At 51.2% G+C, this 12,654-nt stretch carries 11 protein-coding genes and 1 tRNA gene; all 12 read right to left on the reverse strand.

Features of this window, described 5'->3' with window-relative positions; genetic code table 11:
* Positions 1–41: 41 nt before the first annotated feature.
* The 12 genes from truB to bioF all read right to left on the reverse strand — a co-directional run bounded on the left by truB (position 42) and on the right by bioF (position 12,575).
* Positions 42–1,031, reverse strand: coding sequence for a tRNA pseudouridine(55) synthase TruB (gene truB / locus AWU77_RS08200; RefSeq protein ID WP_062061552.1), 990 nt, complete (start codon positions 1,029–1,031; stop codon positions 42–44).
* Positions 1,031–1,450 carry a 30S ribosome-binding factor RbfA gene (gene rbfA, locus AWU77_RS08205; protein WP_062061558.1) on the reverse strand — a complete coding sequence of 140 codons (420 nt, stop codon included), beginning with the start codon at positions 1,448–1,450 and terminating at the stop codon, positions 1,031–1,033. Before rbfA ends, truB begins: the two co-directional genes overlap by 1 nt.
* Positions 1,451–1,547: 97 nt before the next feature.
* Positions 1,548–4,313 (reverse strand): translation initiation factor IF-2, encoded by a 2,766-nt coding sequence (gene infB / locus AWU77_RS08210; RefSeq protein ID WP_062061561.1) that lies wholly within the window; start codon positions 4,311–4,313, stop codon positions 1,548–1,550.
* 60 nt (positions 4,314–4,373) lie between these two features.
* The gene (gene nusA, locus AWU77_RS08215) at positions 4,374–5,855 is read right to left on the reverse strand and encodes a transcription termination factor NusA (protein WP_062061564.1); all 1,482 of its coding nucleotides are present in this window, start codon (positions 5,853–5,855) and stop codon (positions 4,374–4,376) included.
* A gap of 121 nt (positions 5,856–5,976) precedes the next feature.
* Positions 5,977–6,474 (reverse strand): ribosome maturation factor RimP, encoded by a 498-nt coding sequence (rimP, locus tag AWU77_RS08220; protein ID WP_062061568.1) that lies wholly within the window; start codon positions 6,472–6,474, stop codon positions 5,977–5,979.
* A gap of 283 nt (positions 6,475–6,757) precedes the next feature.
* Positions 6,758–6,834, reverse strand: a tRNA-Met gene (locus AWU77_RS08225).
* 197 nt (positions 6,835–7,031) lie between these two features.
* Positions 7,032–7,979 (reverse strand): putative metalloprotease CJM1_0395 family protein, encoded by a 948-nt coding sequence (locus tag AWU77_RS08230; RefSeq protein WP_062061571.1) that lies wholly within the window; start codon positions 7,977–7,979, stop codon positions 7,032–7,034.
* 36 nt (positions 7,980–8,015) lie between these two features.
* Positions 8,016–8,258 carry a hypothetical protein gene (locus AWU77_RS08235; protein ID WP_062061573.1) on the reverse strand — a complete coding sequence of 81 codons (243 nt, stop codon included), beginning with the start codon at positions 8,256–8,258 and terminating at the stop codon, positions 8,016–8,018.
* Positions 8,259–8,441: 183 nt separating this feature from the next.
* The gene (locus tag AWU77_RS08240; RefSeq protein WP_062061824.1) at positions 8,442–9,080 is read right to left on the reverse strand and encodes a DUF2459 domain-containing protein; all 639 of its coding nucleotides are present in this window, start codon (positions 9,078–9,080) and stop codon (positions 8,442–8,444) included.
* A gap of 82 nt (positions 9,081–9,162) precedes the next feature.
* Entirely contained in the window at positions 9,163–9,858 is a 696-nt protein-coding gene (gene bioD, locus AWU77_RS08245) for a dethiobiotin synthase (RefSeq protein ID WP_062061576.1), read from the reverse strand.
* The gene (gene bioC, locus AWU77_RS08250; RefSeq protein WP_062061579.1) at positions 9,851–11,401 is read right to left on the reverse strand and encodes a malonyl-ACP O-methyltransferase BioC; all 1,551 of its coding nucleotides are present in this window, start codon (positions 11,399–11,401) and stop codon (positions 9,851–9,853) included. Before bioC ends, bioD begins: the two co-directional genes overlap by 8 nt.
* Positions 11,394–12,575: an 8-amino-7-oxononanoate synthase gene (bioF, locus tag AWU77_RS08255; protein WP_062061583.1), complete on the reverse strand. Its 1,182-nt coding sequence runs from the start codon at positions 12,573–12,575 to the stop codon at positions 11,394–11,396. Before bioF ends, bioC begins: the two co-directional genes overlap by 8 nt.
* Between the last annotated feature and the right edge of the window lie 79 nt (positions 12,576–12,654).

Below are 12,654 nucleotides of genomic sequence, written 5' to 3' on the forward strand. Positions count from 1 at the left end.
TTTTTACCCATACAAGCAAGCTTGAGGGCAAATTCTAAGGGCTAGCGCTCGTTAGCCGAGCGGTTTGCCAAAATTCGCTTAGGGGCTACGCCACCCTCATCGGTGATGGTGCCCAGACCGAGAAACGCACGGGGCGATTGTTCGGTTTCTGCACAAAAGACGCGCACAATAGCACCTTGCTCGCCAAATCGATAGACCTTGGACACCATTACCGGGTTGCCCAAGCGGAAGTAGTGGGCGCTATTGGCGGGTAAATCTACCGCTGGCAGGCTGGCCACTGGTGCATCGGTGCTGAGCAGATACGCATCCAATGCCGCATATGCCGCCTCATCACCCGCTTCGGTCTGCACCTCATCAAAGCGCGCTTGCAGCTCTTCCAACGTGATGCACTGCGCTTCATCAAACAGACCCGCATGTGAACGATGCAGCGTTTTCACATGGCCACCGCAACCTAAGGCGACCCCCAGATCCACCGCAATCGAACGGATATAAGTGCCTTTGGTGCAGCGGATATCCAGCTCTACTTCGGCCTCTTCACCAGCGCGAAAGGCAAGAATTTCAATACTGTGAATAGTCACTGGGCGCGGCGCGCGCTCCACTTCAACCCCTTCGCGCGCCATCTTATAGAGCGGCTGGCCGTTGAGTTTGAGCGCGGAATACATAGGTGGCACTTGCAGAATATCGCCAGTGAGCGGCTTAAGTGCTGCTTCAACCTGTGCCCGCGTAATACCTGCAGTAGATTTTTGTTCGATGATCTCGCCATCGGCATCGCAGGTATCCGTAGTCGCGCCAAGGCGAATACAGGTGCGATAGCCTTTGTCGGCATCCAACAAAAATTGTGAGAACTTGGTCGCCTCACCAAAACAGAGCGGCAATACGCCGGTAGCCAGCGGGTCCAAGGCGCCTGTATGGCCGGCTTTTTCCACAAAAAACAACCGCTTAGCGCGCTGTAATGCGTGGTTAGAGGTCATGCCTGCAGGTTTTTCTAACAACAATACGCCATCGACGGGACGGCCTTTTCTACGCGCCATCAGTGCTGCTCGCCCTTGAAATCATCATCGGAAGCTGGCTCGTCATCGTGTTGATGCTGGCTGTCTTCTTTTAACGCGCGCTCAATCAACGTAGAAATCGCCTGACCTTTGACCGAGGTTTTGTCGTAGATAAATTGCAGCTTGGGCACTGTGCGCATGCTCAATTCTTTTGCCAGAAATGTGCGCAAGAAACCACTCGCTTTATTGAGAATCGAAGCGGCTGCGATACTTTCTTTTTCGTCATCAACACCCACAAAAGTCACATAGACTTTGGCATAGGCCATATCGCGGGTGACGGTGACTTCATTGATATTGACCAAACCAATGCGCGGATCGCGAATTTCATTGGGGATCACCTGCCCCAGCAAACGCTGGATGGCATCGGAGACGCGGTCTGAACGGGTAAATTCTCTTGGCATGCGCCACTAACCTCTGGTTTGCCCTTGAATTGGGCAGACAAAAAATAACAAAGCCCCACTCCCATGACAGGAGTGGGGCGCAGGTGTTGCAACCGGCTTAAAGCTGGCGCGCGACCTCTTTCACTTCGTAAACTTCGATCTGATCGCCCACTTTAACGTCGTAGTTCTTCACACCGATACCACATTCAATACCGTTGCGCACTTCGTTAACGTCATCTTTAAAGCGACGCAGAGATTCAAGTTCACCGGTGAAGATCACCACGTTATCGCGCAGTACACGGATCGGTTTATTACGCGATACGGTACCTTCAATCACCATACAACCAGCAACCTGGCCGAATTTCGGCGAATTGAACACTTCACGCACATTGGCGATACCAACGATTGTCTCAACACGCTCTGGATCCAGCATACCGCTCAGTGCCGCTTTCACTTCATCCAGCAACTGGTAAATGATGCTGTAGTAGCGAATATCCACGCCTTCCGCTTCCGCCATACGACGGGTAGTGCCATCGGCGCGCACGTTAAAGCCAACAATGATTGCACCAGAGGTAATCGCCAGATTCACATCATTCTCGGTAATACCCCCGATACCGGAAGAGATAATGTTCACTTGCACTTCTTCGTTACCGAGGTCGCCGAGTGAGGCAATAATCGCTTCGAGTGAACCGCGTACATCGGCCTTAACCACCACGGTAAGATTTTTCTTCTGGCCAGCTTCCATGTTGGAGAACATGTTCTCCAGTTTAGATGCCTGGAAGCGCGCCAATTTCTCTTTGCGCTCTTTCTCGGCACGGAATTGGGCAACTTCACGCGCTTTACGCTCGTCAGTCAACACCACAAAATCATCACCGGCGCTTGGTGGGGTATCCAAACCGAGAATCTCAACCGGAGTAGATGGACCCGCTTCAGTCACTTGTTGACCGCGCTCGTTCATCATGGCGCGCACACGACCATAACTTTGGCCTGCAAGAATCAAATCGCCCTGCTTTAAGGTGCCCTGCTGAACCAACATAGTGGCAACAGTACCGCGCCCCTTATCGACACGCGCTTCAATTACCACACCCTTAGCTGCCGCACTTGGCACCGCGTGCAACTCCAATACTTCGGCTTGCAATGAGATAGCTTCAAGCAACTCATCAATACCCTGGCCGGTATGGGCAGACACTTGAATAAACTGGGTATCACCACCGTAATTCTCGGGGATAACACCTTTTACAACCAATTCATTGGTAACACGATCCGGGTCGGCAGAGTGTTTGTCGCACTTGTTGATCGCCACTACGATAGGCACATTCGCCGCACGCGCATGGAGAATCGCCTCTTCGGTTTGCGGCATTACACCGTCATCCGCTGCCACTACCAGAATAACTACGTCAGTAGCCTTGGCACCACGGGCACGCATAGCGGTAAACGCGGCGTGACCTGGGGTATCGAGGAAAGTAATTTCACCACGTGAAGTCGACACACGATAAGCACCGATATGCTGGGTAATACCACCGGCTTCGCCAGCGGCCACTTTTGCTTCGCGGATGTAATCGAGCAGCGAGGTTTTACCATGGTCAACGTGCCCCATTACGGTAACAACCGGTGCACGCTGTACCAAATCCCCCTCAGTTTCGAGTGATTTTTCCAACGCATGTTCGATATCGTTTTCGCTAACCAATACGGCCTGATGACCCATCTCTTCAACCAACAACACCGCAGTATCTTGATCGATAGATTCGTTCATCGACGCCATTACACCCATTTTCATCAAGCGTTTGATCACTTCGCCCACCTTAACGGTGAGACGCTGCGCCAACTCTGCTACCGCAATGGTTTCCGGCACATTCACTTCATGAACAATTTTGGTGGTTGGCTTTTTAAAGGCGTGTTTGTTGTGCTTTTTGTGACTCGCACGCAAATGGCTGCGGCGTGCCAATACATCGCTGTCTTCGCCATCTTCAGCAACAAAATCTAACAAATCGACCTTAGGAGCCTTCTTGGAACCTGGCGCGCCTTTTTTGACCGCCTTGCCAGCACCGCGCTTACCGCGCTCAGAATCATCCCCATCGTCGTCATCGCGCTTATGGGTTTTCTTGTGATTATGGCTGTGCTTGGTATCTTCTTTGTCTGCCGGCGGCGCAATAACCGCAACGGCAGGCTTACCTTTGGCTGGGCCACGGGCATCTGGGCGCGCTGTTTTTGCTGGCGCTTGTCCAGCAGGTTTTTCAGCAGAGTTATCTGCACGCACTGGATTGCGTTTCGCCTCTTCGGCGGCACGTTTGGCTTCTTCGCGCGCTTTAACTTCAGCAAGACGCGCTGCCTCTTCCGCTTGACGGCGCTCAATAGCTGCGCGGCGTTTCTCTTCGATACCATCGGTAAAGGAAATGCGGTGCGAAGGCGCTTCAGCAGCAGGTGCATCAGCAGCAACCTCTTCCACAGGCGCTACAACTTCTGGCACAGCTTCTACGACAGGCTCGGGGGCAGGCGCGACTTCAGCGACTACCGGCTCTGCAGTCACCTCCACTTCTGGCTCAAAATCTGGCTCCAGCTCTGCAACGACGGATTCGCCCACTTCATCCTCACGCTTAACGTAGGTGCGCTTTTTACGCACCTCAACATTTACCGTTTTACGTGCATTACCCGTACCGGTTTTAATGGTCGTGGTGGTTTTGCGCTGCAAGGTGATTTTTTTAGGTTCCAGCGTGGCTTCGCCATGACTGCTCTTCAAAAAATTGAGCAAGCGCTGCTTCTCATCGTCAGACACTTTCGCCTCGGCACTTTTATGCTGCAAACCAGCTTCGTTCATCTGCTTAAGCAAACGATCTACCGGTGCGCCTATCGATTTGGCGAGTTCGTTAACGGTTACTTCTGCCATTGTTTTTCCTCAGGGATTGTTCGTTGCCTACAGGGTTTCGCTCACTAGAGTGGCTCACACTCAGGCAAACCAGGGCTCGCGCGCTTTCATAATCAGTGCGGCGGCACGAGTCGCGTCAACACCTTCAATTTCCAACAATTCATCTATCGATTGTTCAGCTAAATCTTCCATGGTGACAATACCGCGGCGCGCAAGGTTTGCGGCTAATGCATCATCCATACCTTCCATCGCCAGCAAGTCCTCTGCTGGTGCAACACCTTCAATGCGCTCTTCGGTCGCCAGTGCTTGCGTCAAGAGTGCATCTTTCGCACGCGCACGCAATTCTTCAGCAATCGTTTCATCAAAACCATCGATTGCCAGCATTTCTTCCAGCGGAACGTAAGCAACTTCTTCGAGCGTGGTGAAACCTTCTTCTACTAATACGCCAGCAATGTCTTCATCGACATCCAGCGCACTCATAAACATATTGATGTAGCTGCCAGATTCCGCTTCTTGTTTTGATTGCCATTCAGCAATGCTCATGACGTTGATATTCCAGCCAGTCAATTCACAGGCAAGACGCACGTTCTGACCACCGCGACCAATTGCCATTGCCAAATTTTCTTCGTTAACAGCCAAGTCCATAGAGCCCGCATCTTCATCAACAACGATGGATTCGATTTCAGCAGGGGACATAGCATTGATAACAAATTGCGCCGGGTTATCATCCCACAACACTATATCAACGCGCTCGCCACCCAGCTCATTGGACACCGCTTGCACACGCGAACCGCGCATACCCACACAGGCACCTACTGGATCAATACGGCCATCGTTAGTTTTAACCGCAATTTTTGCACGCAGACCTGGATCGCGCGCAGCGCCTTTAATTTCAATCACTTCTTCAGCAATTTCTGGCACTTCAATTTTGAACAGTTCAACCAACATTTGTGGATTCGAGCGGCTCAACAATAATTGTGGACCGCGCGCTTCTGAACGCACCTCTAACAACAGCGCACGAATACGATCGCCCATGCGGAAAATTTCGCGGCCAATTAATTGATCGCGCGGCAAAACACCTTCAGCGTTATTGCCCAAATCCACAATGATGCTATCGCGTGTTACTTTTTTCACGGTACCGCTGATAAGATCACCCATGCGATCGCGGTACTCATCAACCATTTGCGCACGTTCAGCTTCACGCACTTTTTGCACGATTACTTGCTTGGCAGTTTGTGCAGCAATACGACCAAACTCTGCGTTATCGATTTTTTCGCGGTAAGTGTCGCCCACAGCAAGTGACGCATCTTTATCGCGCGCCTCATCCAAATAAAGTTGTGTGCCTAACTCCGCCATGGTGTCATCCGCAACCAATTCCCAGCTGCGGAAGGTTTCATAATCACCAGTAACGCGATTGATAATAACCTCAATGGTTGAATCTTCATCAAAACGTTTTTTAGTAGCAGTCGCGAGCGCAATTTCAATTGCCTGGAAAATTAATTCCTTATCGACACCTTTCTCATTGGATACCGCATCAGCGACCAGCAAAATTTCTTTGTTCATTGGTTTGCCTCTGTTAACTCCTCAAGCCAGTGCTACGCACACACCAGATATTTACATTTCCCACACCGTCTATTTACGCAATTTGTCGCAAACAGACAGTTCATTTATATTCTGCTGCCAACTACTCTTTGTCGTTAGACAGATTGTGTTCGCGCATTAAATCCTCATAGCGCGGCTCTACATTTGCTTTATCAATTACATCGATTGCAATCTGCACTTCCTTATTATCCACCTGCAAAAACACATCGCCGCTTTCAACTTTAGTGATGACACCTTTAAAGCGACGGCGACCATCGCGCGCAATACGCAAACGCACACTGATAGTTTCCCCCACATAGCGCCCATACTGAGCTTCTTTATATAGAGGGCGATCCATACCTGGCGACGACACTTCGAGCGTGTATTCACCATCAATTGGATCCTCTACGTCAAACACACTGCTCACTTGACGACTCACGCGCTCGCAGTCATCCAGCGACACACCATTAGGGCCATCGATAAAAATGCGCACCGTGGTGTAACGCCCCTGCGTCAAATACTCCAATCCCCACAGTTCACAACCTAATGCGGTGGCGACAGGTGAGACCATTTGCTCTAACAATTCTTGCTTGGAAGCCATGCTTTATTCCGGATTCAAACCAGCCCTGCAAAATACAAGAGCCCAAAAAACAAAAATGGGCACAAGGCCCATTCAAACGTTTACTGCATTTACCACACAGGCCTGCGTGGTGGGGCAAAGCCCGCAAACAACAAATACAAAAAAGCCCCAAAAAGGGGCTTCTCGACTTGAATCTGCTTTACGAAAAAGCAAATTCAATACTTCTTGGTTTGGCGAGAGCCGGGAAATCCCTTTATCTCCACCTGTTTCTTGTCTATCAAACCAACAAGAAGCAAAGAATTTTTGGTTGCGGGGGCAGGATTTGAACCTACGACCTTCGGGTTATGAGCCCGACGAGCTACCAAACTGCTCCACCCCGCGACTGAAACTCACATTTGCTAACCGCTCAAGTGAGGCCGCGAATTATAGGGAGACAAGCGGTAGCGGTCAAGGAAAATCAACATCTAAGCGCAAGAAAAGCCAATTTGGTTGTTTTATTGAACGATAAGATCAATTGCACAACAGACCGCAGCCGCCAGACCAAATCTACCTATCTCTTATGACAATCTAATTAACCGCTACACAGTTTTATTTAAAAAACTGCCAATCTCGGCGCCTGAATTAAATACACCAATTTCTATTAGACGACGATTGAGATCGATATTGCGCTTGGTGCCTTCATTAAAAAACTCCGCGCGTGCCTGACGCTGATCCAACAGACGCTGCTCCGCTTCAAAACGCTCTTGATCTGCCTGCAGTCGCGCCTCTTCGTCGGCTAAACGCTGTTTTTCACTTTCCGCACTATCTTGACGCACGTCAGCGGGTTCATCTGCTCCAGTGGCTTGATCCTGCTGCGCAGAATCCACCCCGTCGCGACGCTCTTGCGCCTCTATTGCCTGTTGTTCGCGCAGCTCAGCCCGCGCCTGCTGCTCCATCTGTGCCGCCTGCGCCGCAACACTTCCATCCTGCGAGGATGGATCAGCAGGAGCATTTGCAGCACGGCGCAATTGTTGCGCCTTACGCAAGGTTGCTTCCGGATCACCAGGAATGGGGGATGTATCAATTTTGACTTCGCCGCCCACGGCGTAACTCACACCATCGGGGCCGCGTACAAAAGAATAGGTCGGGCTGCTGCCATATTGCCCGGCGACAGCCGCATGGGCCTGTTCATGAGCGCGCACTTCGCGGTCGCGCGCCGCCAATGTCTGTATTTGTTCGCGCTCGGCCTGTTGTCGCTCTTGGTCAGCGCGACGATTTGCTGTCGCCCCCTGCGCTGCCTGATCGCCACCCTGGGCAACAGACTCTCGCCCCTGTGCGCCGCGTTCAACACGATCGCGCTCAACATCATCATTGGGGCGTTCATCGGGGAAGCGGCGATTCTGCCCGCGCCCTGACTCAGCGGATTGCTCAGCGGGGCGAAAGCTGGACGATTTAAGATCGGTAGTTTCCTGACCAACAGGCGCACGTCCCATAGGCGCAAATGGCGCTACGGTATTGGCGAAGCTAGACGGAATATTATTGATCACTCAAATCACCTCACAGAACCCAAAAACGCGGCACCATTAAGCCTTGACGTCTAATAGAGTGCCTATTGTTTCATTGGCGGCCTGAACCACTTTGGCAGAGCTATCAAACACTTGGCTCTGCGCTTTGATATTAATCAGCGGCTCAGCAATATCATTTGCTTGAGGATTGTCGCGCTGGGTGGTGCCCGCTTGCGCGATTTGCTGTGCCGATTGCAGCATCGATGACTGGCTTTTTTGCATACCAATCAGACCCTGATTGACTACCGAACCTACGTCCATCAGCTTGCCCTCTTTAGTTGGCTATCAAGAATGTAATTGACCGAGGAAACAGCATAAAAACATTTCCCCGACACTATGTAATAGTCTACGCCGGGAAACGACCAAAAAACAGGCGATATTGCCGCTAATGAGGCGCCTTTTAAGACGAGTTTGATGTAAAAAGCGCTTTACTATAACCCCTGATTATTCCAACACAGGGTTATTCGTTGTTTCTTTGACTGCAGCAAACAGGCCCAAGCTTTGCTGATACTTCGATATGGCTTTTGCCTGCTCAAACACACTTTGTGCCGTTAACTGCAAACGGCTGCGCACCGGCAGCTGTGCTGCTTGCAATGCCCGCCCACTCCATGTGTTGCAGTTGCTAAACAAACTGTAATGGCCGCTGGCCTGATAAAAATGTCCCGCATCCGTTACATAAGCCCGCAACGGAATCACGCGGCCAGATTCATCTAACGCAAACGATTTATCCAAATAGCGAATCAATTTGCGCATCCCCTTATCGGTTATGGCGATGGGCACGCGGGTTTCTGAAGGGATAGATGTAAAAGGTGGCTGCGCATAAGCAATCACCTGCAGCGCTGAATGGCTCGATGCAATTAGCGCTTTAGTCGCAGAGCCGAAGGTTTTACTTTTGCCAGTGAAGTAATTGCCATCGCCCCAGCCGATACGAACAAAACGCTGGCTGGCAGCCTCTTGCTGCAAATAACGGCTGTGGCGCGCGACCGTTTTTGCATCCATTAAAATGCTCGTGTGCCAATCGCGGTAAATAAAATAAATGATGTGCTCGGTATTAACACTGGGAATTTTTTGTTTTGCTGGCATAGAGCTGCAGCCCGCAAGCGCACACAGGGCAAACAAACAGACTGTAAAATTCCGCAACAAGATGCACATGCTTATTGAAGCATCACGCTGAGAACAACTGCGCCAGCACTTCGGCATCAAGTGCATTGGCGACCGCTTCCGGCGCAGCATTATCCAGCCAAGGCACAACCCCCAAACAAGGTGCGGGAATACGCGCGGCCAGGCTGTGAATATTTTCCTGCAACACCGGCATATCTGCATCGATACAATTGGCCACCCAGCCCGCCAATTGCAAACCGTCATTGCGAATTGCCTCTACCGTTAAGAGCGCATGATTGATGCAACCCAAACGTACACCCACCACTAAAATCACCGGTAAGCGCAAAATTTTCACCACATCCGCGAGCGTCTCTTGTGGATTTAACGGCACACGCCAACCGCCCGCACCTTCAACCAAGGTAAAGTCCGCCTGATTCAAACTGCCGCGACAAAAGCCGGCGATACGATCAGCCGACAAAATTCGTTTCTCTTGTTGCGCTGCAATATGTGGCGCTATGGCCGATGCCAAGGCGATAGGATTTATTTGTTCATAAACCAAGGGCTCGGTGATTACCGACTGCAACAACAAGGCATCGGCATTGCGAAAACCGGCATCGGTTTTTTCGCAACCGGCTGCAAGCGGTTTTAATGCCGCAGTCGTTAAACCCTGTTGTTTTGCCGCGACCAATAAACCTGCCGCCACCAACGTTTTGCCGACATCTGTATCTGTACCGGCGATAAAAAATGTTTTTCTAGCCATGATATTTACTCGCCGCCTCTTTGTTTGCCGTTAAATAGATAACATCGTAAGTTGCAGGCAAACCCTGTGCGCCGCGAAACACTTCATAAGCATTTTTAAATGCCAGCAACCGCGCTCGCCCGGTTAAACCTTCGGGTTTTCCCGCATTGACATTGTGTGCACCCAAGGCTTTAAGCTCACGGGTTAAATCGCTCAGCCGCTCATAATAAAGGCTGCGAATTTCCTGCTGTAATTGAGCCACAAATAAATTCGCGGACTCGGTTGCCGCCGTTAAATCCTGCGCCGACTGGAAGCGATTGACATGCACATAATTATCCACCTGCTGCCATGCGGATTTTAATTCGTGCAAAGTGTTGGGGCCGAGCGTGGCTATATGCAATTGGCCGCCGGGTTTCAACACCCGCGCCAACTCACTCAGCAACTGTGGCAAATCATTACACCACTGAATGGCGAGGCTGGAGAAAATAAGGTCGACGCTATTGTCCGCCAGCGGCAACACCTCGGCATCTGCACACAGCCAATTGATTTTTGCATGCTGCGCCGCCGCGTAATGCAACATGCCTTGAGCTATATCTAAACCTATAACCTGCGCATCGCCATATTGCTGCGCCAATTGTCGAGTAAAAAATCCGGTGCCAGAACCCAGATCCAAAATCACTTTTTGTGCAGAGGTATGAGCGGGAAAATCAGATGGCAACTGCACCATTAACTCTGTGCCTATATCGCGCTGCAATTGCGCGACCGAATCGTAAGTAGCTGCAGCGCGACTAAAGGATTGCGCCACCTTTTTTTTATCCAAGTCTAGTGTTTTAACGATTTGCTCTTTTACAAAACGAGCCACCGCATCGACCACCATTTGCGGCTGACTCCAGTGCAAGGCATGGGCGCTATTTTTTACGATTTGAATCTGTTGCCGCGGATTCAGCTGCGCCATTGGCTCGGCGGCAGTCACCGGCACTAGCGCATCTTTTTCGGCCAACAAATGCAAACCCGGTAGCGCTAGTTGCGCAAAAGCTTCACGGTTATCCAACACAGATAACAACTGCAAAGCTTGCAGCCAATTGTCGGTCACTGGGCCGACATCGCTGCGGCGCAATTGTTTTAATAGGCTGCGCTCTTCGGCATCGCCCTGTGCTAATAAACCGCTGAATAATTTTAAAGTCGCTTGCGGATCTTGAGCAAAACCTTGGTTAAATTGACGATTGGTGGCGCGCGCCATGGCTGCAGGGTAATCCGGCGTCGCGACAAACTTTACGTTAGCCGCAAGCGTAATCAGGCCGCGAATGTGCTCAGGAAAACGCGCCGCCAATTGCACCGCGAGCATACCGCCCAGCGACCACCCCATAACCACGGCGTTTTCTGGTAATTGCGCCGCGATCTTATCGAGCACCGCATCGAGTGAAAATTCTGGCAGAGGTTCGCTTTCACCAAAGCCGGGTAAATCAATGAGTGTCACCGACACTATTTTTTGCAGAGGTTCCAACAGCGGCTGCCAGGTGCGGCTATCGCAACCCCAGCCGTGAATTAATACCAAGTTAATCATGCTCAACCTCGCCCATGATGTCCGCCAGTGCCAGTAATAACTGGTCAACTTGCTCAATGGTGTGTTGTGCGGAAAAGGTAATGCGCAAACGCGAACTGCCGACCGGAACTGTGGGCGGGCGAATCGCAATAATTAAAATGCCGCGCTCGGCTAATTTTTGCGAGATCAACAAAGCGCGCGCTTCATCGCCAATCACTACCGGCTGGATCGGCGAAAAGGAATCCATCAATTGCAAATTAAGCGCCTGAGCGCCAGCGCGAAAATGTGCGATGAGTCTATTGAGATGTTCACGGCGCCACTGCTCCGTTTGTATCAAACGCAAACTCGCCCGTGTTGCCGCCGCCACTGCAGGCGGCATGGCTGTGGTGTAAATATAAGGCCGAGCAAATTGGATAAGGGTTTCGATCAGGGTTTCACTGCCTGCGATAAAAGCACCGAAGCTACCGGCGGCTTTGCCAAGGGTGCCCATTAAAATCGGCAACTGCTCTTGGTTTAAACCAAAGTGTTCTGCGCAACCAGCGCCGGTTTTTCCCAAGCAACCAAAGCCATGGGCGTCATCCACCATCAACCAGGCATTATTTTTTTGTGCGAGTGCGGCGAGTTCAGGTAGTGGAGCGCAATCGCCATCCATGCTGAACACACCATCCACCACAATTAATTTTCTTGCGGCTTCGGTTTTATCTAAACGGCTTTGCAGGTTATCCAGATCATTGTGTAAAAAGCGCTGGAAACGCGCGCCACTTAATAAACCTGCATCGAGCAAACTGGCGTGATTTAATCGGTCTTCAAATACCCCATCACCCTGCCCAACTAGCGCGGTAATCGCGCCCATATTGGCCATATAACCGGTAGAAAATAACAGCGCTCGCTCGCGCCCGGTAAATGCCGCCAACTCTTCTTCCAGCGCGTGGTGCTCACTGGAATGCCCGGCGACTAGATGCGAAGCACCACTGCCCACACCCAATGTGGTTGCAGATTGCTGCAGCGCGGCGATCACCTCCGGGTGATTGGCTAGGCCTAAATAATCATTGCTGCAAAAGGCGAGATAGTTTTTTCCATCCACCATCACCTGCGGTGTTTGTGGCGACTGCAATAATTTGCGCGTGCGATACAAATGCGCAGCGCGGCGTTCGGCGAGAGCGGGAGCGAGAGTTTGATCGAGATGAGAGGACATGAGTGCGGCACACGTAGGATGGGTGGAGCCGAAAGGCGATACCCATCAAATTCGAACGCAGATGTAGTGGGTATCGCTT

This window comes from Cellvibrio sp. OA-2007 (assembly GCF_000953825.1).
GTDB lineage: Bacteria > Pseudomonadota > Gammaproteobacteria > Pseudomonadales > Cellvibrionaceae > Cellvibrio.